Origin of the sequence: Rhodococcus aetherivorans (assembly GCF_011058165.1) — a bacterium.
GTDB lineage: Bacteria > Actinomycetota > Actinomycetes > Mycobacteriales > Mycobacteriaceae > Rhodococcus > Rhodococcus aetherivorans.
Genome location: NZ_JAALEG010000067.1, coordinates 1 through 23,719, shown reverse-complemented (window position 1 = coordinate 23,719; position 23,719 = coordinate 1). Strand labels below are relative to the sequence as shown.

Annotated in this window: 23 protein-coding genes and 2 tRNA genes; 11 read left to right on the top strand and 14 right to left on the bottom strand. The window is 69.0% G+C overall.

Features of this window, described 5'->3' with window-relative positions:
• Window positions 1-7: 7 nt before the first annotated feature.
• Window positions 8-385 carry a cupin domain-containing protein gene (locus G6039_RS22170; protein ID WP_006937276.1) on the bottom strand — a complete coding sequence of 126 codons (378 nt, stop codon included), beginning with the start codon at window positions 383-385 and terminating at the stop codon, window positions 8-10.
• Between the two features lie 301 nt (window positions 386-686).
• On the opposite strand from G6039_RS22170, the gene glnT reads away from it, so the two are divergent.
• From glnT to G6039_RS22145, 5 genes are all read left to right on the top strand, one after another.
• On the top strand, window positions 687-2,063 hold the full coding sequence (glnT, locus tag G6039_RS22165) for a type III glutamate--ammonia ligase (RefSeq protein WP_043796577.1): 1,377 nt from the start codon (window positions 687-689) through the stop codon (window positions 2,061-2,063).
• A gap of 56 nt (window positions 2,064-2,119) precedes the next feature.
• The gene (locus G6039_RS22160; RefSeq protein WP_006937281.1) at window positions 2,120-3,007 is read left to right on the top strand and encodes a class II glutamine amidotransferase domain-containing protein; all 888 of its coding nucleotides are present in this window, start codon (window positions 2,120-2,122) and stop codon (window positions 3,005-3,007) included.
• A 44-nt stretch (window positions 3,008-3,051) separates the two neighbouring features.
• Window positions 3,052-3,780 (top strand): GltB/FmdC/FwdC-like GXGXG domain-containing protein, encoded by a 729-nt coding sequence (locus G6039_RS22155; protein ID WP_044476012.1) that lies wholly within the window; start codon window positions 3,052-3,054, stop codon window positions 3,778-3,780.
• A gap of 34 nt (window positions 3,781-3,814) precedes the next feature.
• Entirely contained in the window at window positions 3,815-5,140 is a 1,326-nt protein-coding gene (locus G6039_RS22150) for an FMN-binding glutamate synthase family protein (protein ID WP_006937284.1), read from the top strand.
• 134 nt (window positions 5,141-5,274) lie between these two features.
• Window positions 5,275-5,922 carry a helix-turn-helix domain-containing protein gene (locus G6039_RS22145; protein WP_029543111.1) on the top strand — a complete coding sequence of 216 codons (648 nt, stop codon included), beginning with the start codon at window positions 5,275-5,277 and terminating at the stop codon, window positions 5,920-5,922.
• Window positions 5,923-6,089: 167 nt separating this feature from the next.
• Here G6039_RS22145 and G6039_RS22140 read toward each other — a convergent pair whose 3' ends face one another.
• Window positions 6,090-7,442 carry an ammonium transporter gene (locus G6039_RS22140; protein WP_043796576.1) on the bottom strand — a complete coding sequence of 451 codons (1,353 nt, stop codon included), beginning with the start codon at window positions 7,440-7,442 and terminating at the stop codon, window positions 6,090-6,092.
• A 239-nt stretch (window positions 7,443-7,681) separates the two neighbouring features.
• Between G6039_RS22140 and G6039_RS22135 the strand changes: the two genes are divergently transcribed.
• Window positions 7,682-9,991: an FdhF/YdeP family oxidoreductase gene (locus tag G6039_RS22135; protein ID WP_029543109.1), complete on the top strand. Its 2,310-nt coding sequence runs from the start codon at window positions 7,682-7,684 to the stop codon at window positions 9,989-9,991.
• Window positions 9,991-10,803, top strand: coding sequence for a formate dehydrogenase accessory sulfurtransferase FdhD (gene fdhD / locus G6039_RS22130; RefSeq protein WP_029543107.1), 813 nt, complete (start codon window positions 9,991-9,993; stop codon window positions 10,801-10,803). Before G6039_RS22135 ends, fdhD begins: the two co-directional genes overlap by 1 nt.
• 19 nt (window positions 10,804-10,822) lie before the next feature.
• Here the strand turns inward: fdhD and G6039_RS22125 are convergent, their stop codons facing one another.
• On the bottom strand, window positions 10,823-12,001 hold the full coding sequence (locus G6039_RS22125; RefSeq protein ID WP_029543105.1) for an alpha/beta hydrolase family protein: 1,179 nt from the start codon (window positions 11,999-12,001) through the stop codon (window positions 10,823-10,825).
• 62 nt (window positions 12,002-12,063) lie between these two features.
• Between G6039_RS22125 and G6039_RS22120 the strand changes: the two genes are divergently transcribed.
• Window positions 12,064-12,732 (top strand): TetR/AcrR family transcriptional regulator, encoded by a 669-nt coding sequence (locus G6039_RS22120; RefSeq protein ID WP_029543103.1) that lies wholly within the window; start codon window positions 12,064-12,066, stop codon window positions 12,730-12,732.
• A 27-nt stretch (window positions 12,733-12,759) separates the two neighbouring features.
• Here G6039_RS22120 and G6039_RS22115 read toward each other — a convergent pair whose 3' ends face one another.
• The gene (locus G6039_RS22115) at window positions 12,760-13,632 is read right to left on the bottom strand and encodes a shikimate dehydrogenase (RefSeq protein WP_043796574.1); all 873 of its coding nucleotides are present in this window, start codon (window positions 13,630-13,632) and stop codon (window positions 12,760-12,762) included.
• A 102-nt stretch (window positions 13,633-13,734) separates the two neighbouring features.
• Here G6039_RS22115 and G6039_RS22110 point away from each other — a divergent pair, with 102 nt between their 5' ends.
• Both G6039_RS22110 and G6039_RS22105 read left to right on the top strand, forming a co-directional pair.
• Complete coding sequence (locus G6039_RS22110) at window positions 13,735-14,385, top strand: TetR/AcrR family transcriptional regulator (RefSeq protein WP_029543099.1); 651 nt, start codon at window positions 13,735-13,737, stop codon at window positions 14,383-14,385.
• A gap of 166 nt (window positions 14,386-14,551) precedes the next feature.
• Window positions 14,552-15,895, top strand: a complete 1,344-nt coding sequence (locus G6039_RS22105) for an MFS transporter (protein WP_029543097.1) — start codon at window positions 14,552-14,554, stop codon at window positions 15,893-15,895.
• Between the two features lie 200 nt (window positions 15,896-16,095).
• Here the strand turns inward: G6039_RS22105 and clpX are convergent, their stop codons facing one another.
• The 5 genes from clpX to G6039_RS22080 form a co-directional block, all read right to left on the bottom strand.
• Complete coding sequence (gene clpX / locus G6039_RS22100) at window positions 16,096-17,373, bottom strand: ATP-dependent Clp protease ATP-binding subunit ClpX (RefSeq protein WP_003938129.1); 1,278 nt, start codon at window positions 17,371-17,373, stop codon at window positions 16,096-16,098.
• 228 nt (window positions 17,374-17,601) lie between these two features.
• The gene (locus G6039_RS22095; RefSeq protein WP_006937299.1) at window positions 17,602-18,264 is read right to left on the bottom strand and encodes an ATP-dependent Clp protease proteolytic subunit; all 663 of its coding nucleotides are present in this window, start codon (window positions 18,262-18,264) and stop codon (window positions 17,602-17,604) included.
• Between the two features lie 49 nt (window positions 18,265-18,313).
• Window positions 18,314-18,940, bottom strand: coding sequence for an ATP-dependent Clp protease proteolytic subunit (locus G6039_RS22090; protein ID WP_003938127.1), 627 nt, complete (start codon window positions 18,938-18,940; stop codon window positions 18,314-18,316).
• Between the two features lie 181 nt (window positions 18,941-19,121).
• Window positions 19,122-20,498, bottom strand: coding sequence for a trigger factor (tig, locus tag G6039_RS22085; RefSeq protein WP_043796606.1), 1,377 nt, complete (start codon window positions 20,496-20,498; stop codon window positions 19,122-19,124).
• A 79-nt stretch (window positions 20,499-20,577) separates the two neighbouring features.
• Window positions 20,578-20,654: transfer RNA gene (locus G6039_RS22080), tRNA-Pro, on the bottom strand.
• A 138-nt stretch (window positions 20,655-20,792) separates the two neighbouring features.
• Between G6039_RS22080 and G6039_RS22075 the strand changes: the two genes are divergently transcribed.
• Window positions 20,793-20,866, top strand: a tRNA-Gly gene (locus tag G6039_RS22075).
• A gap of 8 nt (window positions 20,867-20,874) precedes the next feature.
• On the opposite strand, the gene G6039_RS22070 is transcribed toward G6039_RS22075, so the two are convergent.
• The 5 genes from G6039_RS22070 to G6039_RS22050 form a co-directional block, all read right to left on the bottom strand.
• Window positions 20,875-21,243, bottom strand: coding sequence for a carboxymuconolactone decarboxylase family protein (locus G6039_RS22070; RefSeq protein ID WP_029543093.1), 369 nt, complete (start codon window positions 21,241-21,243; stop codon window positions 20,875-20,877).
• Between the two features lie 60 nt (window positions 21,244-21,303).
• Window positions 21,304-22,695, bottom strand: coding sequence for a wax ester/triacylglycerol synthase family O-acyltransferase (locus G6039_RS22065; RefSeq protein WP_231771675.1), 1,392 nt, complete (start codon window positions 22,693-22,695; stop codon window positions 21,304-21,306).
• 169 nt (window positions 22,696-22,864) lie between these two features.
• Window positions 22,865-23,035, bottom strand: coding sequence for a hypothetical protein (locus G6039_RS22060; RefSeq protein ID WP_164528111.1), 171 nt, complete (start codon window positions 23,033-23,035; stop codon window positions 22,865-22,867).
• Window positions 23,036-23,072: 37 nt separating this feature from the next.
• Window positions 23,073-23,447, bottom strand: a complete 375-nt coding sequence (gene trxA, locus G6039_RS22055; protein WP_043796566.1) for a thioredoxin — start codon at window positions 23,445-23,447, stop codon at window positions 23,073-23,075.
• Between the two features lie 33 nt (window positions 23,448-23,480).
• On the bottom strand, window positions 23,481-23,719 hold a 239-nt coding region (locus G6039_RS22050; RefSeq protein ID WP_164528080.1), incomplete at its 5' end, for a rhodanese-like domain-containing protein.

Below are 23,719 nucleotides of genomic sequence, written 5' to 3'. Positions count from 1 at the left end.
CGGATCCTTACGGTGCGAACGTGCGCTGGCCGACGTAGAACGCCAGGGCGCCGTGGGGGGTGGTGAAGCGGATCCGCGAGCCCTTGGGGAAGAAGATCGCGTCCTTGGCGCGGGCGATCTCCACCTGGCCGGTATCCAGGTTCTCCAGGCGGAACTCCCCTTCGAGGACGACCTTCATCTCGTCGTACTCGTACAGATAGTCCAGCGGGGCGTCGGTGTGCGCGAGCTTGAAGTAGCCCGCGGCCATCTCCGACCCCTCGGGGTTGGGATAGACGTCGTCGATGAAGCCCTCGGTGCCCGGGAATTCCTCGGTGGACATCTGGGGCAGGGTCTTCCAGAAGTCGGCGGTGACGCGGAATGCGGGAACCGTGGTGGTTTCTGCCATGAGTGCTCCTAGGAACGAGGCCGGCTGCACCGGCCGTGGGCGGGAGGACGGAACGTCGATCGCTGACGTGAAACAGACAGTAATGAGATGAAACGCACCGACGGTTGCCGACGCGTTAACGCGTGTAACCGAATCCTCTCAGCGTCAGGAACATTCGTTTCTCCCCCGAGCGGCGCGGGCCGAGCCGGACCGTCACCACAAACTCACGGCGGCGTAACACGCCCGTCATGCATGCTATGTTTCATTGCATTCGACAGCGATTCACCTTATGAAACTTCGCAGCCGAACCCCAGGAGTCCCCATGACGCTCGAAGCCACCGACCTCCCCGTGATGCGTCTGCCCTCCACGGACGCCCCCGCCGATGCCGCCGGCTCCGCCGATCTCGCCGCACTCGCCCGCGCCACCGACACCCGCTTCATCCTCGCGGTGTTCACCAACCTCGCCGGCAAGCCCTGCGCCAAGCTCGTCCCGGTCGAGGCGGTCGACGAGCTGCAGTCCGACGGGGTCGGCTTCGCGGGCTACGCCGCCGGAGCCATGGGTCAGGTCCCCAAGGATCCCGACCTCGTCGCCATCCCGGATCCCACCTCCTTCACGCCGATCCCGTTCGTGCGCCCGGGCCTTGCGCTGGTGCACTGCGATCCCCACGTCGAGGGCAAGCCCTGGCCCTACGCCCCGCGGGTGATCCTGAAGGAGGTTCTCGGCAAGGCGGCCGAACGGGGCCTGTCCGTCAAGGTCGGCGCCGAGATCGAGTACTTCCTCGTCCAGCGCGACGAGGACGGGACGCTGCGCACCGCCGACGTGCTCGACACCTCCCGGCAGCCCTGCTACGACGCCCGTGACGTCACCCGCATGTACGAGCACCTGACCTCGATCTCCGCGGCGATGAACTCCCTCGGCTGGGGCAACTACGCCAACGACCACGAGGACGGCAACGGGCAGTTCGAGCAGAACTTCCAGTACGCCGACGCGATGACCACCGCCGACCGCGTCGTCACCCTGCGCTACCTGATCTCGGTGCTCGCCGAGCAGCGCGGCATGACCGCGACCTTCATGCCCAAGCCGTTCGCCGACCGCACCGGCTCGGGCATGCACATGCACCTGTCGCTGTGGCGGGAGGACGGCTCCGCCTTCCCCGACGCCGAGGACCCCCGCGGTCTCGGCCTGTCCGAGACCGCCTACGCGTTCATCGCCGGCATCCTCGACCATGCCTGCGCCCTGCAGGGCGTGATCGCCCCGACCGTCAACTCCTACAAGCGGACCGGCGCCACCGCGACCAGCTCCGGCGCGACGTGGTCGCCGCGGCACGCCACCTACGGCGGCAACGACCGCACCCACTACCTCCGCGTTCCGGACGGCAACCGCGTCGAGCTGCGCGGCGGGGACGGCTCCGCCAACCCGTACCTCGCTGCCGCCGCGACCGTCGCGGCGGGCCTCGACGGCATCGACCGCAAGCTCGATCCCGGCGCACCCGGCGGCACCCCGAACTCGGAGACGCTGCCGATGACCCTGCTGCACGCGATGGACGCGCTCACCGCCGACCCCGTCGTCACCGGCGCCCTCGACGCCGCCGGCCCGGGCGTCGCCGAGTACTTCGCCTCCCTCAAGCGGGAGGAGTTCTTCCACTGGCACAACACCGTGACCTCGTGGGAGATCGACAGCTACCTGACCGCCTTCTGACCCGTTCGGTCCGAACGGGCCACCGCGAACGACGACCTGTAAAGGAGAGACGACCCATGTGCGGAATCGTCGGGCTTCACCTGCGTGACGCCTCCCTCGCCCCCCGGCTGGGTGGCCTGCTGACCGGCATGCTCGGCCAGATGGTCGACCGGGGACCGGATTCGGCCGGAGTCGCCCTCTACGGCGACCCCACCTTCTCCCCCGCCGGCCACGCGTCGGTGTCCCTGCTCGGCGCCGCCCCGGACGTCGCCGCCACCGCCGGTGCCGCACTCGGCGTGACCGTGACCGCGATCGACCTGGCCCCCACCACCGTGCTCCACGCGCCGGTCCCGGCCCAGTTGCTCGCCGACACCGTCCGCGCCGTCGACCCCGGTGCAACGATCATCGGCTTCGGCGACGACGTGACCGTCCTCAAGGGCATGGGCGATCCGGTGGCGCTGGCCGAGCGCTTCGGGATCCCGGCCGCCTCCGGCTGGCAGGGCGTCGGCCACACCCGCATGGCCACCGAATCGGCCGTCACCGCCGCCGGCTCGCACCCGTTCGCCGTCGGCCCGGACCAGTGCCTGGTGCACAACGGCTCGTTCTCCAACCACCTGTCGGTCAAGCGCGAACTCGAGGCCGAGGGTGTGGCATTCGACAGCGAGAACGACACCGAGGTCGGGGCACGGTTCGTCGCCAAGCACCTCGCCGAGGGCGCCGACCTGGAGAAGGCCCTGCGTCTGCTCGGGGAGCGCTTCGACGGGTTCTACACCCTCCTCGTGTCGACGTCCGACTCGTTCGCCGTCGTACGCGACCCGATCGCCTGCAAGCCGGCGATCGTCGCCGAGACCGACGCGTACGTCGCGATGGCCTCCGAGTTCCGGGCCCTCGCCGGCCTGCCCGGCATCGCGGACGCTCACATCTTCGAGCCCGAGCCGGAGCGGGTCTACGTATGGCACCGCTGACCAGCACCGACGCTTCCCCCATCTCTTCGACGCCGGAGACGCCCATGACCACCGAGACGCTGCGCACCGACACACTGCCCACCGACACGCTCCCCGCCACGGCGACGTACGACCTGGACGTCACCACCACGCGCGAACTGAACGCCGCACTGCAGGCCACCGAGGCCCCGGCCGCGGTGACCGTGACCAATCCCCAGGGCAAGCACGCCCTCGCGTGCGGGCTCGACCGGCCGATCGACGTGCGCATCGAAGGCCACGTCGGCTACTACGCCGCCGGGATGAACAAGCATGCGACCGTCACCGTCGCGGGCAACGCCGGGGTCGGGGTCGCCGAGAACATGATGTCGGGCACCGTGCGCGTCACCGGGAACGCCTCCCAGTCCGCCGGCGCCACGGCCCACGGCGGGCTGCTGGTGATCGAGGGCAATGCCGCCGCCCGCTGCGGCATCTCCATGAAGGGCGTCGACATCGTCGTCGGCGGCAGCATCGGCCACATGAGCGCCTTCATGGGACAGGCCGGACGGCTCGTCGTCCTCGGCGACGCCGGCGAGGCCCTCGGAGATTCGTTGTACGAGGCGCGCATCTACGTCCGCGGCACCGTCGCCTCCCTCGGTGCGGACTGCGTCAAGAAGGAGATGCGGCCCGAGCACCTCGAGGAACTGCGCGAACTCCTCCGGGCGGCCGGCTTCGACGCCGACCCCGCCGAGTTCACCCGCTACGGCTCCGCCCGCGGGCTCTACCACTTCCACGTCGACAACGCCTCGGCGTACTGATCGCACCGCCCGCACCGCATCCCAGGAGACTCCCATGACCTTCCAGCCCGGACTTCGTGAGTCGGCCACCTTCGACCGCAACGTCATCCACGAGATCCAGCGTGCCGCCGAGACCGGCATCTACGACATCCGCGGATGGGGCGCCAAGCGCAAGCTTCCGCACTTCGACGACCTGCTGTTCCTCGGCGCGTCGATGTCGCGGTACCCGCTCGAGGGTTACCGCGAGAAGTGCGAGACCGACGTGGTCCTCGGCGACCGGCACGCGAAGTACCCGCTGCACCTCGACATCCCGGTCACCATCGCCGGCATGAGCTTCGGGGCGCTGTCCGGGCGGGCGAAGGAGGCTCTCGGGCGCGGCGCCAGCGAGGTCGGCACGTCCACCACCACCGGCGACGGCGGCATGACGCCGGAGGAACGCGGTCAGTCCAAGCACCTCGTCTACCAGTACCTGCCGTCGCGCTACGGGATGAACCCCGACGACCTGCGCAAGGCCGACGCGATCGAGGTCGTCCTCGGCCAGGGCGCCAAGCCCGGCGGCGGCGGCATGCTGCTCGGGCAGAAGATCACCGAGCGCGTCGCCGGAATGCGCACCCTGCCCGTCGGTATCGACCAGCGCAGCGCGTGCCGGCACCCCGACTGGACCGGCCCGGACGACCTCGCCGTCAAGATCATCGAACTGCGCGAGATCACCGGGTGGGAGAAGCCGATCTACGTCAAGGTCGGCGCAACCCGCACCTACTACGACGTCAAGCTCGCCGTGAAGGCCGGTGCCGACGTCGTCGTGGTCGACGGCATGCAGGGTGGCACGGCCGCCACGCAGGACGTGTTCATCGAGCACGTCGGCATTCCCACCCTCGCCGCGATCCCCCAGGCCGTGCAGGCGCTGCAGGAGATGGGAATGCACCGCACCCCCGGTGGCGTGCAGCTCGTCGTCTCCGGCGGCATCCGGTCCGGCGCCGACGTCGCCAAGGCCATGGCCCTCGGCGCGGACGCCGTCGCCATCGGCACCGCGGCGCTGATCGCGTTGGGCGACAACAACCCCCGGTACCAGGCGGAGTACGAGAAGCTCGGCTCGGCCGCCGGGTTCTACGACGACTTCCAGGACGGCAAGGACCCCGCCGGCATCACCACGCAGGATCCGGACCTGCAGGCCCGGTTCGATCCGGTCGAGGGCGGCCGCCGCCTCGCGAACTACCTGCGCGTGCTCACCATGGAGGCCCAGACCATCGCACGCGCCTGCGGCAAGTCGCACCTGCGCAACCTCGAGCCGCAGGACCTCGTGGCCCTGACCATCGAGTCGGCCGCCATGGCGCGGGTGCCACTGGCCGGCACCAACTGGGTGCCCGGCCAGGGCTTCTGAGCCGCTGCCCGCCTTCCACCGAGCGAATGTGCCTTACTGTCGGCCTGTCCGACGGTAAGGCACATTCGCTCGTTCCGTGTGCCTGCCCCTCGCACGATCGTCCACTGTCGGGAAACAGCACGTACAGTGAGGACATGAGCAGCCCCGAGCGCCCCGTACTGCACGACGCGCCGGGCCGGGAGGTCCCGCGGGACACCCCGACCGGGGTGGACCTGGAACGCGCCATCGCACAGGAGGTCCGCAAGTTGCGGATCGCCAGCGGGCTCTCCGTGGGCGACATGGCCGCGAAGGTGGGCATCTCCAAGGCGATGCTGTCGAAGATCGAGAACGCCCAGACGTCGTGCAGCCTCTCGACCCTCGCCCGCCTGGCCGCAGGTCTCGACGTACCGGTGACGTCGCTGTTCCGCGGCGCCGACGCGCAGCGCGAGGCGGTGTTCGTCAAGGCCGGCCAGGGCGCGGAGATCGTCGGCCGCGGCACCCGCGTCGGACACCACTACGAGTTGCTCGGCACGCTGCGGGGCCAGCACAAGCGGCTCGAGCCCGTGCTGGTGACGCTCACCGACGCGAGCGAGGTCTTCCCGCTGTTCCAGCATCCGGGGACCGAGCTGCTCTACATGCTCGAGGGCGAGATGGTCTACGGGCACGGCGAATCCGAGTACCGGCTCCAACCCGGCGACGCCCTGCTGCTCGACGGCGAGGGCATCCACGGGCCGAACGAGCTCGTCACCCTGCCCATCCGGTTCCTCGCGGTCACCGCGTACCCGGACAAACACCAGGACTGATCCCGCTCTCCACCACGAGCGGGGGGGTTTCCGCGTCGAGAGGGACACCGCCGCGGTGCATCGCGGGTGCAGGCAGCGGTAACCGCCCCCTCGTCGCGAGAATCTCCCGCTCGACGACGAACGAGGCCCCCGCCGTAGCGGGGGCCTCACCCGTTGTCGGTCCTCGGTCAGAGCTTCTCGGCTGCCGCCTTGGACGTGAGTGCCGTCGCCGCCTCCGCGACCGACGCCGCCTCCGTACGGGACGTGCCGGTGAAGCCCACCGCGTCGAGCACGTAGGCGGTCTCGCCGTGCACGACGACGTCGAGACCCTCGTACTCGGCCTCCGGATCGACGCGCAGGCCCATCACCAGGTCGAGACCCTTGGCGATGATCCAGGTGACGACGAAGGAGTAGGCCAGCACCGCGAGCACCGCGACGGTCTGGGTGCCGAGCAGGCCGATTCCGCCGCCGTAGAACAGCCCGGCCGCGCCGCTGGGAGCCTCCGGCACCGCCAGTAAACCGATGAGCAGCGTGCCGAGAACACCGCCGACGAGGTGGATGCCGACGACGTCGAGAGCGTCGTCGTAGCCCAGGCGGAACTTCAGCGAGATCGCGAAGCAGCACAGCGCACCGGCCAGGGCACCGACGACCAGTGCGCCGAGCGGCGAGACGGCACCGCAGGCCGGGGTGATCGCGACGAGCGCGGCGATGAGGCCGGACGCGGCGCCGAGGGTCGTGGCGTGACCCTCCCGCAGCTTCTCGACGATCAGCCAGCCACAGATGCCGGCGCACGACGCGGCGATGGTGTTGAGCACGACGACCGAGGCGTTGTTGTCCGCGGCGAGCGCGGAACCGCCGTTGAACCCGAACCAGCCGAAGAACAGGATGCCGGCACCGAGAACGGTCAGCGGAAGGCTGTGCGGGCGGGGCGGATTCAGGAACGAGCGCCGCTTGCCCAGGACGATGATGACCGCGAGGGCCGCGATGCCGGCGTTGATGTGCACGGCGGTGCCGCCGGCGAAGTCGACCGCACCGAGGGTGTTGGCGATCCAGCCGCCGACGACGGACCCGTCCTCGGAATCGAACGCGAAGACCCAGTGCGCGACGGGGAAGTACACCAGCACAGCCCACAGCCCGGCGAACACCATCCAGGCCGAGAACTTCATGCGGTCGGCAAGGGCGCCGCACACGAGGGCGACCGTGATGCCCGCGAACAAGAGCTGGAATCCGGCTATCAGCGCCGGCGGGAGTCCCGGTTCGGCCGGCGCCTCGAGCAGCTGGCCGAGCCCGAGATACTCGAGGGGGTTGCCGAGCAGTCCGGCACCGCCGAGCGAGTTTCCGAGCACCGCCGAGTAGCCGAACAGGACCCACAGAACTCCGACGAGCGCGAAGCCCGCGAACGTCATCATGATCATGTTGAGCGTGCTGCGGACGCTCACCATGCCGCCGTAGAACAGCGCCAGCCCGGGAACCATCAGCGAGACCGCCGTGAAGGCCGCGAGAATCCAGGCGGTGTCGGCGGCAGCGATTGCCTCTTCCATAGGTGTCCACCTTGTTCAGTCCCGAGGGATCGCCCCTCGTACGTGTCGCGGTGACTGTCTTATGTTGTTAATCACCGTCATCTGAGAGTGAACCCAGTGTGTAATCTGCGTGGGAGCCGCCGGTGAACTTCGTGTAACGGCGGCTCGCCCCCGGCACTGCCCACCGCCGAGCGCTCGCTCGGGGGCGACCGGTAGCGTTCGAACTGGTATGCGCATCGCTCGCGGGTGAGGATGGACACATGACTCGACACGGTCCGCTGCACGACATCGTGGAATCCGACCTCGAGGTCACCGGACCCAAGGACCACGCCGCCGGTGTCCCGGCGGTCCTGGTGTCGCTGAAACGCGCCTACGAGCAGATGGGCGTGGCCCGCACGGCGGCCACGCTGCCGCGGCTCAACCAGCGGCACGGTTTCGACTGCCCGGGGTGCGCCTGGCCCGAGACGCCCGGCCACCGCAAGCCCGCGGAGTTCTGCGAGAACGGCGCCAAGGCCGTCGCCGAGGAAGCCACCCTGCGGACGGTCACGCCCGAGTTCTTCGCCCGTCACTCCGTCGCGGAACTGTCGGAGAAGACCGGCTACTGGCTCGGGCAGCAGGGCCGCCTGACCCATCCGATGGTCCTCCGCCCCGGCGCGACCCACTACACCCCCGTCGACTGGGACGACGCGTACCGGCTGATCGCCGACCACCTGCGTGCGCTCCCCACCCCGGACCACGCCGTCTTCTACACGTCGGGCCGCACCAGCAACGAGGCCGCGTTCCTCTACCAGCTGCTGATCCGCAGCTACGGCACCAACAACATGCCGGACTGCTCCAACATGTGCCACGAGTCCTCCGGCAGCGCACTCGTCGAGACCATCGGAATCGGCAAGGGCTCGGTGTCGGTGCCGGACCTCGAGCACGCGGACCTCATCCTCGTCGCCGGTCAGAACCCGGGCACCAACCATCCGCGCATGCTCTCCACCCTGGTGAAGGCCAAGGAGAACGGGGCCAAGATCATCGCGATCAACCCGCTCCCCGAGGCGGGGCTGCTCCGGTTCAAGGACCCGCAGCGCGTCGACGGCGTGCTCGGCCACGGCACGGACATCGCCGACGAGTTCCTGCAGATCCGCCTCGGTGGCGACATGGCGCTGTTCCAGGGGCTCGGCAGGCTGCTGTTCGAGGCGGAGGACGCCGCGCCCGGCACCGTGATCGACCGGGCCTTCGTCGAGGCCCACTGCGCCGGCTTCGACGACTACGAGCGGCACGTCCGCGCGGTCGACCTCGGCACCGTCCTCGAGGCCACCGGGCTGAGCGAGGCGCAGCTGCGGTCCACCGCCCGGGACCTGGCCACCTCCCAACGCACCGTGGCGTGCTGGGCGATGGGCCTGACTCAGCACACCCATGCCGTCGCCACCATCGCCGAGGCGGTCAACCTGCTGCTGCTGCGCGGGATGATCGGCAAGCCCGGGGCCGGGGTCTGCCCGGTGCGGGGGCATTCGAACGTGCAGGGTGACCGGACGATGGGCATCTGGGAGAAGATGCCCGAGTCCTTCCTCGCCGCGCTGGACCTCGAGTTCGGGATCACGAGCCCGCGCAGGCACGGGTACGACACCGTCGAGGCGATCCGCGCGATGCGCGACGGCCGGGCGAGCTTCTTCATGGCGATGGGCGGCAACTTCGTCGCCGCGACCCCGGACACCCACGCCACCGAGGAGGCGTTGCGCCGCTGCGAGCTGACCGTGCAGATCTCGACCAAGCTCAACCGCAGCCATCTCGTGCACGGGCGCACAGCGCTGATCCTGCCCACCCTCGGACGCACCGACCTCGACATCCAGGAGAGCGGCAAACAGCTTGTTTCCGTGGAGGATTCGATGTCCATGGTGCACCTGTCACGGGGCCGGTTGCAGCCGGTCGGCGACCAGCTGCACAGCGAGGTCGCGATCGTCTGCCGGCTCGCCCGCGAGCTGTTCGGCCCCGACCATCCGGTCCGCTGGTCGGCGTTCGAGGGCAACTACGACCTGATCCGCGACTCGATCGGGCGGGTCGTGCCCGGCTGCGAGGACTACAACACCAAGGTCCGCCGGCGCGACGGGTTCCAGTTGCCGCACCCGCCCCGCGACAACCGCGAATTCCGCACGCACACCGGCAAGGCCAATTTCAGCGTCAACGACCTGGTGTGGGTGCCCACTCCCCCGGGCCGGCTCGTGCTGCAGACGCTGCGCAGCCACGATCAGTACAACACCACCATCTACGGGCTCGACGACCGCTACCGCGGCGTGAAGAACGGCCGCAAGGTCGTGTTCGTCCACACGGACGACATCGCCGAACTCGGATTCGCCGACGGCGACCTCGTCGACATCGTGTCCGAGTGGCCCGCCGACGGCGCGGTGCAGGAGCGTCGCGTCCGCGACTTCCGGATCATCGCGTACAGCACCCCGCGCGGCAACGCGGCCGCCTACTACCCGGAGACCAATCCGCTGATCCCCCTCGACCACGTCGCGACGAAGTCGAACACCCCGGTCTCCAAGGCGATCGTCGTCCGACTCGAGCGGGCCGGGGCCGACTGATGGGGCGGGTCACCGCGCGCCGGCCCGTCCTGCGGATCACCGCGGACGGGCAGGCACGCCGACCGGACAGCCTCGCGGTGGAGGAACCGCTGGAGATCCGCCTCAACGGCCGCGCCCTGACGGTCACGATGCGCACCCCGGGCCACGACGTGGAACTCGCCCACGGATTCCTGCTCGCCGAGGGGATCGTCGGCGGCCGCGAGGACGTCTCCGTGGTGCGCTACTGCGACGGCGTCGACGACAGCGGCGCCAACACCTACAACGTGCTCGACGTCCACCTCGCGCCGGGGATCTCCGTTCCCGACGGTGCGGGCGCCCGCAACTTCCTCACCAGCTCCGCGTGCGGGGTGTGCGGGAAGGAGTCCCTCGACCGGATCCGCGGGCGCACCCGGTTCCCGCTGACCGACGGCTTCGTGGTCTCCGCCCGCGCGCTGGCCTCGATGCCACCACGAATGCGGCAGCGGCAGAAGGTTTTCCAGAGCACGGGGGGCTTGCACGCCGCAGCGCTGTTCACCCCCGACGGCACCCTGCTGGCGTTGCGGGAGGACGTGGGCCGGCACAACGCGGTCGACAAGGTACTCGGCTGGGCACTGACCGAGAACCGGGTCCCGTTGCCGGACACCGTCCTCGTCGTCAGCGGGCGGGCCTCCTTCGAGCTGGTGCAGAAGGCCGTGATGGCCGGCGTCCCGGCGCTCGGAGCGGTGTCGGCCCCCTCGTCGCTGGCGGTCGATCTCGCCGCGGAGTCCGGCCTCACCCTGGTGGGTTTCCTCCGCGGCGACTCGATGAACGTCTACACCGGATCCGTCGTATGACCCGGGGCCCGGGAACGGCTCAGCTGCAGTCCTGTTCGGGCGCGTCGCCCGAGCTGACCCCGTCGACGAAGGCCCGCACGTCGTCGTGGGAGGCCTCGAGCACGCCGCGGTGGTCGGCACCGTCGTAGACCCGGTAGGCAAGGGGGGAACCGTTGCCGCACAGGGTCTTCGTCACCTCGTCGGTGACCTGCCGGGCCACGAGCACGTCCGCGGTGCCCTGCACGACGAGGGTCGGCACCGAGAGGGCGAGCTGCTCGAGTTCCTGCGTGGCAAAGTACTCGGTCAGGCGCCCGACGTCCGCACCGGGCGCGAACACCTGGTCCACGGGAACGGTCGCGGCCACCTTGCGCACGTCGTCCATGCACCCGGTGCGCGCCGCCGCGAGCAGCGGACGGGACGCGTCCGTGAGCATCGCGTCGGCGGACACCTCGGGGTCAGCGGCCTCGGCGCCGAGCAACAGGACGGGCAGGAAGGTCAGGGCCTGCGCGATCCCCGGGCCCCCGGTTGCGAAGTAGGCGGCGGTCTCGCTCGTCCGGCTTCCCGGCGCGAACGCGACCGCGCCCTGCAGTTCCAGTTCGGGAGCGCGCTCCGCGCCCTGGGCGGCGGTGAACAGGGCCGCATGCCCGCCCTGGCTGTGCCCCATCACCGTCCACCGGTTTCCGATGCCGGGCTCGGCCTCGCGTGCGGCACGCACGATGTCGACGACCGTGTTCGCGGCGCTGTCGCCGTTCATGTAGGGATGTCCGCCCGGCGTTCCGAGGCCCTCGTAGTCGGTCTGGACCACGGCGTAGCCGTCGGCGACCCACCGATCGAGCATCGCGGTGGTCCGCGAGAGGTAGCTGTGGGCGGGTCCGCCGACCGTGTCGGCCGAGGGCGCGCAGGCATCTCCGACACCCGTCGTGCCGTGCGCCCAGCTGATCACCGGCCATCCTCCGCCGGGGGCGTCGCCGCGCGGGATCGCGACGGTGCCCGACACGAGGATCGGGCGTCCCGTGGCGTCCTCCGAGAGGTAGGTGATCAGTTCCGTGCGCGCCGCGCTGGGCAGCGCCGCCGCGCTCGTCAGCGGCCGGGTGCTGATCAGCGAGCCGGGGGAACGCTCGGCAGCGGGGGCCGGTTCGGAATCCGCGCAGGCCGTGGCGGCCAGCACCGAGGTGACCGCGAGCGCCACGAGGACGCTCCGGGAGGAGAGATGACCCATGGAATCCTCCGTTAAGAAGTTCTTATTAATTGGAAAGTCGAACTTCTTAGTACAGTGGACGCATGGCAGTGTCAACAGGTCGTCTCGCTCTGCTGGATGCCGCGGAGGAACTCGTCGCCCGTCGCGGCATCCACGGCGTCTCGGCGCGCGAGGTGGTCACAGCCGCCGGTCAGCGCAACAATTCGGCGATCGCCTATCACTTCGGCTCGTGGCACGGACTGCTCGACGCGGTCTGGAGCCGGCACGCGCCGCACGTCAACGCCCAGCGGGCGGCACTGACGGACGCAGCCCACCTCGACGGCTCCCCGGCACTCGAACGGCTCGTCTATGCCTACGTCCATCCGCTCGTCACCGAGATCGCCCGCGGAAGGCCCAGCTACTGGGCTCGCTTCAACGAGCAGTGGCTCGCCACCGCCCCCCTGGTGTTCCTGGCGGTCCCCCAGCCGGGGGCCGTCCAGGCCGACTACTACCCGTCCGACGAGTCGCTCACCGTCCTCGCCTCCCTCCTGGAGACGATAGCGCAGTGTCTCGACCTCCCCGAAGCCGACGCCCGTCGGCGCGTGGGGCTGACGGTGCGCTTCGTCATCGGCTCGTTCGCCTCGTGGGAGCGCGCCCACGAGGCCGGGGACGCGACCGACCTGTCCACCTTCGAGTCGGAGATCGTCGAGCTCGCCTGCGCGATGTTGCGCGTGCCGGGCGGTGATTCGGCGCCGTCGTCCCGACCGCGGTGAGGCGGCGCCGTCGTCCCCACGGACAGATCAGGCCGGCACCCGCTCCGCCTCGATCAGGGCCGTCATGTGGGCAAGCATGCGGTCGGCGTCGGGCTCCACCCCGGTGAAGATGCGGAATGCGTCGACGGCCTGGAAGACGGCCATGCCCGCGCCGGTGAGGGTCGGGGCGCCGAGTGCGCGGGCACGCAGGACGAGTTCGGTCTCGATGGGCCGGTAGACGACCTCGGCGACCCACAGGTCGGGGCGCAGCAGTGCCGGGTCGAAGGCCGTTCCGGGATGTGCGGCCATGCCGACGGGCGTCGCGTGGATCAGGCCGTCCGCGGCGGCCAGCAGCCGCGGCAGCTCGGCCGGCGTCGCGGACGAGACGGCAACGTCCGGGAACAGCACGGTGAGCGTGTCGCGCAGCGCGGTGGCGCGCGCGAGGTCGGGATCGACGACGGTGAACGCGCGCACCCCGCGGGTGAGCGCGGCGTACGCGACCGCCGCCCCGGCCCCACCGGCTCCGAGCTGGACGACCGCGTCGAGCGCGACGCCGGGGAGTCCGCGGTCGAAGTTGCGGCCGAAGCCCGACCAGTCGGTGTTGTGACCGATCGCGCGCCCGCCGTCGAACAGCACGGTGTTGACGGCGCCGAGGCGGCTCGCCTCGGGCGACAGGTCGTCGAGATGGTCGAGGACGGCCTGCTTGCAGGGATGGGTGATGTTCAGGCCCCGGAAGCCCAGCTCGCGCGCGGTGCGCAGCAGCCGCGGCAGGTCGGCGACCGAGAGGCCCAGCTCGTCGAGGTCGATGATCTTGTAGACGTAGCGCAGACCCTGCCGCGCGCCCTCCTCCTCGTGCATCGGGGGTGTCAGCGAGGCACCGATGCCGGTTCCGATGAGGCCGCAGAGAATCGAGTCGGTCATGGCGGGCCTTTCACGTCACAATGTACGAACTAGTGAGTTACAAGCCATAGCGTACGGCCACGGGCGGCACGGAGACAAGACCCCGGTCGATAGGGTGGCGCCATGGCACCCGAGCAGACGACCGGCCGACGACGCCGCAACAGCGACCTCACCAGGGAGAACATCCTCGAGGTGGCCACCGCGGAGTTCGCGGACAAGGGACTGTCAGGAGCCCGGGTCGACGAGATCGCCGAGCGCACGCAGACCACCAAGCGGATGATCTATTACTACTTCGGCGACAAGGAGGGCCTCTACCGGGCCGTCCTCGAGAGTTCCTACGGGACGATCCGCGCCCAGGAGCGCGAGCTGGACCTCGAAGACCTCGGCCCCGTCGACGCCATCCGCGTGCTGGCCGAGGCCACGTTCGACCACCACGACCAGCATCCCGACTTCATCCGCATCGTCGCCAACGAGAACATGCTCCGGGGCGAGCACATCCGGCAGTCTCCCCATCTCGCCGGCCTGGGTGCCCCCGCCGTCGACGTGCTCACCGGCATCCTCGAACGCGGCCGGGCCGACGGCCTCTTCCGCGACGACGTCGACGCCCTCGACGTCCACCTGGTGATCAGCAGTTTCTGCGTCTTCCGCACCGCCAACCGGTACACCTGGCAGGCCCTGTTCGACCAGAACCTCGCCGCGGACGAGCTGCGGACCAGGCATCGGAGGATGCTGGGCGACCTCCTCGTCGCGTTCCTGACGACCCTGCCCGACTGAGGGACCTCGGGGGAATGCGCACGGGGACGCGTTCCGAAATTTTATGAACTATCTAGTTCATACATCTTGCGTTCACCGTGTGATGGCGCCTACATTCGAGACAACGCAGTACGAACCTGGGTTCGTATCTCGAACATCCCCTCCCCTTTTCCGCACAGGAGACGCGATGACCGCGCACACCCTCGACACGCCGGAGAATTCCGGTATGACGACCGAAACCCGCCCGCACGACACCACCAAGGTCAAGCGCGCAGCGTCGTCGGCCTTCCTCGGCAGCATGCTCGAGTACTACGACTTCTACATCTACGCATCCGCCGCCGCCCTGATCTTCCCGACCGTGTTCTTCCCCGACAGCGGCCACGCGGCGCTGCTGTCCCTGTCGACCTTCGGTGTCGCCTACGTCGCGCGGCCGCTCGGCGCCGTGGTGCTCGGCCACTTCGGTGACCGGGTCGGACGCAAGAACGTCATGCTGTTCACGCTCATCCTCATGGGCGTCGCCACCTTCGGCATCGGCCTGATCCCCAGCGCCGAGTCGATCGGCGTACTCGCTCCCGCGCTGCTCGTGTTGATGCGAATCTTCCAGGGCATCTCCGCCGCCGGCGAGCAGTCCGGCGCCAGCTCGCTGACTCTCGAGCACGCCCCGCAGAACCGTCGAGCATTCTTCGCGAGCTGGACGCTCAACGGCACCCAGGCCGGCTTCATCCTCGCCAGCCTGGTGTTCCTGCCCGTCGCGGCCATGCCCGACGACATCCTCTACAGCTGGGGCTGGCGCGTACCGTTCTGGGGCAGCCTGTTCGTGCTGGCCGCCGCGTACGTCATGCGGCTCAAGCTCGAGGAGCCCGAGGAGTTCGCGGAGACCAAGAAGTCCCACGAGGTCGCCAAGCTGCCGGTCGCCGACCTGCTGCGCACCCATCCGGCCAACCTGACCCGGGTGATCTTCTGCGCCTTCGTCGCCGTGGTGAGCACCATCTTCTCCGTGTTCGGCCTGGCGTTCGCGACCAGCGCCGAGGTGGGCATCGCCAAGTCGACGATGCTGGGGGTCGCGATCGCCGCCAACGCCGTCGCCTTGTTCAGCCAGCCCGCCCTCGCCGCCTTGTCGGATCGCGTCGGCCGTAAGCCCGTCTTCGTCACCGGCGTCCTCGGCTCGGCGGTGTTCATCTTCGTGTACTTCCAGGCCATCTCCACGGGCAACGTCGCGCTGATCTTCGCCGCCGGCATCGCCCTGATGGGCCTGCTCTACGCCGCGCCCAACGCGATCTGGCCGGCGTTCTACGCCGAGATGTTCAACACCAAGGTCCGCTACTCCGGCATGGCGATCGGCACCCAGCTCGGCTTCGCCATCGCCGGCTTCGCCCCCGCCATCGGCACCGCGCTCATGGGCGGCGATCCGACGAACTGGCTGCCCGTCGCCCTCCTGACGTCCGGCGCCTGCCTGGTGTGCGCCGTGTCCGCCCTGTCGGCGAAGGAAACCTTCCGCACCCCGCTGCGCGAACTCGGCAACCGCATCTGACCTCCGCTTACGTGGCCGAATGTCACATCACGTCGCTTCGAGTGACGTGATGTGACATTCGGCCACTGCGGCGTCGCGGCCACTGTGGCGTCGCGGGCACTGTGGCGTCGCGGCCACCGCGGCGTCGCAGGCTCCGGCGGAAGCACCCCACCTACGGCGAAGGCCCCGGCACGGATGCCGGGGCCTTTCACGCGGTCGGATCAGGCGGTCTTGTCGCGACGCTCCCGTTCGGGTTTGCGCGGCACGATCGTCGGCAGCACGTTGTCGTTGACGGTTTCGGCGGTGACGACCACCTTGGCGACGTCGTCGCGGCTCGGGATGTCGTACATCACCGGCAGCAGGACCTCTTCCATGATGGCGCGCAGGCCGCGGGCACCGGTACCACGCAGGATCGCCTGATCGGCGACAGCTTCCAGCCCGTCCTGGGTGAACTCCAGCTCCACCCCGTCCATCTCGAAGAGCCGGACGTACTGCTTGACGAGCGCGTTCTTCGGCTCCGACAGGATCTGCACCAGCGAATCCTTGTCCAGGTTCGTCACCGAGGCGACGACCGGCAGGCGGCCGATGAACTCGGGAATGAGACCGAACTTGATCAGATCCTCGGGCATGACCTCGGCGAAGTGGTCGGTGGTGTCGATCTCGGCCTTGGACTTCACCTCGGCGCCGAAGCCGATTCCGCGCTTGCCGACCCGGTCCGAGACGATCCTCTCGAGCCCGGCGAACGCACCGGCGACGATGAACAGCACGTTGGTGGTGTCGATCTGGATGAATTCCTGGTGCGGATGCTTGCGTCCGCCCTGCGGCGGCACCGACGCCTGGGTGCCCTCGAGGATCTTCAGCAGCGCCTGCTGGACGCCCTCACCGGACACGTCGCGGGTGATCGACGGGTTCTCGCTCTTGCGGGCGATCTTGTCGACCTCGTCGATGTAGATGATCCCGGTCTCGGCGCGCTTGACGTCGTAGTCGGCCGCCTGGATGAGCTTGAGGAGGATGTTCTCGACGTCCTCACCGACGTAGCCGGCCTCGGTCAGGGCGGTGGCGTCGGCGATCGCGAACGGCACGTTCAGCATCTTCGCCAGCGTCTGCGCCAGGTACGTCTTCCCGCAGCCGGTGGGCCCGAGCAGCAGGATGTTCGACTTGGCCAGCTCGACCGACTCACCCCGGGTGTCGCGGGCCTTCTCCCCCGCCTGGATCCGCTTGTAGTGGTTGTAGACCGCCACCGCCAGGGTCCGCTTCGCGGAGTCCTGCCCGATGACGTAGTTGTCGAGGAACTCGCGGATCTCGGCCGGCTTGGGCAACTCGTCGAGCTTGACCTCGTTGGACTCGGCCAGTTCTTCCTCGATGATCTCGTTGCACAGGTCGATGCACTCGTCGCAGATGTAGACCCCTGGGCCCGCAATGAGCTTCTTGACCTGCTTCTGGCTCTTTCCGCAGAAAGAGCATTTCAACAGGTCGCCCCCGTCACCGATACGTGCCATCTGTCAGGTCCCTACTTCCTCGTAAGCGTGCAACCGATCCCGCGACCGCCGACAGCGCCGGTCCGGGGAGCGGGCCCTTGGAACGACCGTACCCGGAGACTGCGACGGCGGTCGACCGGTTCCGGGCGATTCGGGCCATATTTTGTGCGGGGCGGCGGTAATGCCGCTCGAGCACACCGGCCCGGCCGCGAAGGCGCGCGAGGCGCGCTCCGGGCCGGGCCGAGGCGGTTACTTCTGAGCCGAGAGCTTGCGGTACTCGAGCACGTTGTCGATCAGACCGTAGTCGACGGCCTCCGCGGCGGTGAGGATCTTGTCGCGGTCGGTGTCCTTGCGGATCTGCTCGGGGTCCTTGCCGGTGTGCTTGGCCAGGGTCGTCTCCATCAGGCGGCGCATGCGCTCGATCTCCGCGGCCTGGATCTCGAGGTCGGACACCTGGCCCTGGATGCCGCCGGTGGCGGGCTGGTGGATGAGCACGCGCGCATTGGGCAGGGCGAGCCGCTTGCCGGGGGTACCGGCGGCGAGCAGCACCGCCGCGGCCGAGGCGGCCTGGCCGAGGCACACGGTCGTGATGTCGGCACGCACGTACTGCATGGTGTCGTAGATCGCCATCAGCGACGTGAACGAGCCGCCGGGCGAGTTGATGTACATCGTGATGTCGCGGTCCGGGTCCAGCGACTCGAGCACCAGCAGCTGCGCCATGACGTCGTTGGCCGAGGCGTCGTCCACTTGCACGCCGAGGAAGATGATGCGTTCCTCGAACAGCTTGTTGTACGGGTTGGACTCCTTGACCCCGTAGCTCGAGTGCTCGATGAACGAGGGCAGGATGTAGCGGCTCGCGGGGGAAGCCGGAGCTTGGCCGCCGAGCTGGCGCGGATCGAACAGGTTGGTCATCGCTTCTCCAGGAATTCGTGGGGCGTAGAGCGGATCGGAGGGCTCGGAACTAGTTGCCGGTGCCGCCGGCCTGCTGCGCCCGCGAGACGACATGGTCGACGAAGCCGTACTCGAGTGCTTCCTTGGCGGTGAACCAGCGGTCGCGGTCCGAGTCCTTCGTGATCTGCTCGACGGTCTGGCCGGTGTGCTCGGCGATCAGTTCCGCCATCTCCCGCTTGGTGTGCGCGAACTGTTCCGCCATGATCGCGATGTCGCTGGCCGTGCCGCCGATACCGGCGGACGGCTGGTGCATCATGATCCGCGCGTGCGGCAGGGCGTACCGCTTGCCCCGCGTGCCGGCCGAGAGCAGGAACTGCCCCATGGAGGCGGCCAGGCCCATCGCGAAGGTCGCCACGTCGCACTCGACGAACTTCATGGTGTCGTAGATCGCCATGCCGGCGGTGACGGATCCACCCGGGGAGTTGATGTAGAGGGAGATGTCGCGCGTCGGGTCCTCCGCGGACAGCAGCAGGATCTGCGCGCAGAGCTTGTTCGCGATGTCGTCGTCGACCTGGGTACCGAGGAAGATGATCCGCTCGCGCAGCAGCCGCTCGTAGACCGAGTCGCTGAGGTTGAGCCCAGCGGTGGCCGAGGTCATCGTGGGACCGATGGATGTCGCCGGATTCTGAGGAGTCACGGTACCTGCCTTCTCGTCAATCGTGGATTGCTGACACTGACAGTAACGAAGTGGGGCGGCACCGGATGCCCGGTGCCGCCCCACTTCGCTCAAAGCGGAAATTTCCGCTCTGCGTTCCCTGCGCAGAACCGTTGCGAGGTCGCACATGCAATCGCGCGGCGCGGCAACGGGTCTCGCTCTACTACTCGGAGTCACCCTCGCCGGCCGGAGCCTGGGCGTCCTCGGACTCGGCGTCGCCCTTCGTGCCGAACAGCTCGGAGGTGTCGATCGTGGCGCCACTGGTGTCGGTGACCGTGGCCCGGTCCACGACGTTGCCGAGGGCCTTGCCGCGCCGGACGTCCGCGTAGACGGCGCCGAGCTGGTTCGCCTGGCCGATCTGCTGGATGAACTGCTCCGGCGGGATGCCGTAGCGCTGCGCCTGGAAGAAGATGCGCTCGGTGAGCTCCTCCTGCTCGACGGTGGTGCCCTCGGCCTCGGCGATCGCGTCGAGCAGCAGCTGCACCTTCACGGCGCGCTCGGCCGACTCGCGGGTGTCGTTGTCGAATTCCTCGCGGCTCGAGCCCTGCTCCTCGAGGAGCTGGTTGAGCTTGGTCTCGTCGTGGTCGAGCGCGTGGATGGCATCGTGCAGGGCGCCGTCGATCTCGGCCTGGACGACGGCCTCGGGCAGCGGCACCTCCACGGCCTCGAGCAGGGCGTCGAGAACCTTGTCGCGGATCTGACCGGCCTGCTCGACCTTCTTGACGCGGGAGACCCGCTCGCGCAGGTCGGACTTGAGCTCCTCGAGGGTGTCGAACTCGCTCGCGAGCTGCGCGAATTCGTCGTCCTCGGCGGGCAGCTCGCGCTCCTTGACGCTGTTCACCGTGACGGTTACCACGGCCTCCTCGCCGGCGTGCTCACCGGCGACGAGCGTGGTGGTGAACTCCTTCGACTCGCCCGCGGACAGGCCGACGAGCGCCTCGTCGAGGCCGTCGATGAGCTGGCCCGAACCGACCTCGTGGGACAGACCGGTGGTGGAGGCCTCGGGGACCTCCTCGCCGCCGACGGTGGCGGACAGGTCGATGGACACGAAGTCGCCGTCCTGCACCGGCCGCTCGACACCGGTGAGGGTGCCGAAGCGCTGACGCAGCGACAGCAGCTGCTCCTCGACCGCCTCGTCGGTGACCTCGACGGGATCGACGGTGACCGCGATGGCGGAGAAGTCGGGGAGGGTGATCTCCGGCCGGACGTCGACCTCGGCGGTGAAGACGAGCTCGACGTTGTCCTCGAGCTTGGTGATGTCGACCTCGGGCTGGCCGATGACCTTGACCTCGTTGGCGGTCACGGCCTCGCTGTAGCGGGCCGGGATGGCGTCGTTGACGACCTGCTCGAGCACGGCGCCACGTCCGACGCGGGCCTCGAGCAGCTTGCGCGGGGCCTTGCCGGGCCGGAAGCCGGGAAGGCGGATCTGGCTGGCGAGGGCCTTGAACGCGCGGTCGAAATCAGGCTGGAGCTCCTCGAAGGGCACCTCAACGTTGATACGGACTCGCGTCGGGCTGAGCTGCTCGACGGTGCTCTTCACGGACATGCTCCTTCTGTCGTGCTCGTTGGTCGTTCGATCAAGCTGTCACCGGGTGCTCGGTCGTCCACCCGGTTCTTCCTGGTCGGGATGACAGGATTTGAACCTGCGACCCTCCGCTCCCAAAGCGGATGCGCTACCAAGCTGCGCCACATCCCGTCAACACCGGCACCCGGAACCTTCCGGGGACCCGAGGGAGAATCCTACGGCCCCCCGATTATGAAATCCAAAGCGAGGTTCGGTACAGTCTGTTCCTGCACGCGGCAGACCCGGCGATCCCGGGTCGATCGCATGCATGGGGATGTAGCTCAATGGTAGAGCCCCAGTCTTCCAAACTGGCTACGCGGGTTCGATTCCCGTCATCCCCTCCACCGGACCGTCACCGGTCCCGCTGTTCCTCCGCGTCGGCGAATTCGCAGAACGCGGTGTAAGCCCGCGACCCGTAGATCGTCGCCGGGCCGCCCTGCATCAGAAATGCGACCCCGATCGCCTCGGCGGCCTCCTGCCTGCTCGCCCCGGCCCGGACGGCGCTGCGCGCATGGGAGGCGATGCAGCCGTCGCATTCGTCGACGACGCCGATCGCGAGCGCGATCAGTTCCTTGGTCCTGGTATCCAGGGCCCCGGGGGCGAAGGCGGCCTTGCTGAGGGCATTGAAACCCTGATACACCTCGGGAATCGCCGCGCGCAGCGCCCGGTGCTGCGGATTCAGTGCGTTCAGGACTTCCTGGTAGTGCCCGTGCTCGCTCATGAGCCGACCGTAGACATCCTCACCCGGAACGGACACCGAATCGGCGGATTCACGTCGCCGTCACACGGCGTGCGAGAGGCGGAGCAGCCCGTCGATCTCCTCGGTGAAGGCGCGGACGAGATTCTCGGGATCGGGCACCCGGTCCGCGTCCGCCTTGAACCCCACCCGGACCTTGCCGCTGTAGCTGAAGATCGAGACGCCGAGGGTCTGATCGCCGGCGCCCGGCACCCAGGCGAGCACACCGCGGATCTTCGCCCCCGCCATGTACCGGTCGCTCGTGGGACCGGGAACATTGGTGGTCACCCCGATCGCCTTGCCGGAGAAGAAGTCCACGAAGAACCGTTCCAGCTCCGGACCGGTCCGTCCGATCGCCTTGATCAGGCCGAACGTGAGCGTCACCTCGGGAGAGTGCTTGATGACCTCCATCCGCCGGTGGGTCTCGACGATGCGTTCGAGCGGGGTCTCCAGTGCCGACGGGTACTTGAAGAGCACCAGAGCGAACTGATTCCCGAGTTCCTTCGGCAGGGGCTTGTCGAGGGGGCGAACGTTGACCGGCACCATCGTGGGCACGTCCTGCGGCTCGCCGCCGTGCTCGCGGATGTACGTCGCGAGCGCCCCGGCGACGGCTCCCATGAGCACGTCGTTGACGGTGGTGCCGGTCCGGTGACCGATGTGCTTGATGTCGTCGAGCGGAAAGGGCTCACACCATACCGCCCGTTTGGCCGTTCCTGGTTCGCCACTGAGCGGAGTGTGCGGCTTGGGGCCGAGCACGAGCTTGTTCGCGATCTCGCCGGTGCGTTCGGCCTGGGTGAAGGCGTCGCCGAGGACATGCGGATCGAGCAGCTTGGGCAGGTCGAGCAGCATGTGCGCAGCGCCGGACGCCGCACTGGCGGTGTTCGACACCGCGGCCCCCGCGAACTTGGCGGCCCCCTCGAGGAGACCGGCATGGTGCTCGGGCACGGCGGTCGGGGCGTCGTCGAGGTCGCTGTCCGGGGTCTCCCCCGTCATCGAGAGCATCACCTGGTTGAGGGCGATGCCGTCACCGATGCAGTGGTGGAGCCGGGTGTAGATCACGGCTCCGTGCCGGTATCCGTCGATGAGGTGCATCTCCCACAGCGGGCGGCGACGATCGAACGGCACCGGCATCCGCCGTTCGATGTACCGCTGCAGCGTCGCGTCGTCGCTGCGGGGCAGGGTCGTCCGGATCAGGTGGTCGTCGAGGTCGAACTCCGGGTCGTCCTCCCAATGCGGCGACCCGACATGCGTGCGCGGTTGCACCGGCCGCTGCCGGAACGACGGGTAGGTGTCGACGAATCGTCGCTGCACGAGGGACACCACGCGCGACCAGTCGACGGGGCCCTCGAAGAACATCAGCGAGTCGATGATCATGAGGTTCTCGGGTCGGTCCATGTTGAGCCAGATGGTGTCCACCGGCCCCATCGCTCTGTTCACCGTGGCCGTCCCTTCTCGAGTGGGCGTTTACGAGTTTTTCACCGGTCGGCCGACCGCGGAAGGGTAATTGGCCCTCGGCCTGCTACGCGAACACCCCGCCCTGCTCGAGCAGGGCGGGGTGTTGCCGCGGCGGAGAGTGCGGTGGAGGCGCAGTCTCCTCGAGGTGCGGTCAGCGTCGGAAGAGCGCGCCGAGGGTGCGTGCCTGCGCCCCCGCGGCGGTGTCCTGGCCGCACGCGCAGCGGTCGGGTGCGGGCACGGAGCGCATGACGGCGTCGACGTGCTGGCCGCAGCCGCCCCAGCCGGTCTTTCCGCAGTTCGGGCAGGTGACGGGGTAACACATAGGGGTCCTCCTCGGGACGGGTAACGGGGGTGGCGGGTCAGGCGCCGGCGGCGGCCTTGTGTTCGGCGACCTGGGCGTGGACCTCGGCCATGTTCAGGGCCTTGATCTGCCCGATGAGGTCTTCGAGGGCGGCCGCCGGCAGGGCGCCGGGCTGGGCGTAGACCAGCACGCCCTCGCGGAACGCCATGATCGTGGGGATCGAGCGGATGTCGGCCATGGCGGCGAGCTGCTGCTCGGCCTCGGTGTCGACCTTGGCGTGCACGACGTCCGGGTGCGCGGCCGAGGACTTGTCGAACACGGGGGCGAACGCCCGGCACGGACCGCACCACGAGGCCCAGAAGTCGACCAGGACGATGTCGTTGTCGGTGATCGTGGACTCGAAGTCCGCGAGGGTGAGATTCGTCGTTGCCATCGGGGGTTCCTTTCGTTCTCCTCGGGTGCGGGATCAGGCGGGGACGTGGGCCTCGGCCCAGGCGTTGTAACCGCCGAGCAGGTCCGAGACGTTGTCGAAGCCCTGCGCCCGCAGCAGCGACGCGGCCACACTCGAACGCCACCCGCCGGCGCAGTGCACCACGATCGGCTTGCCGGTCGGCACCTGCCCGAGCCGGGTCCGCAGCTGCGCCAACGGGATCGGCACCGCCCCCGGAATCACCCCGAACTCCCGTTCACCGGGATTACGGATGT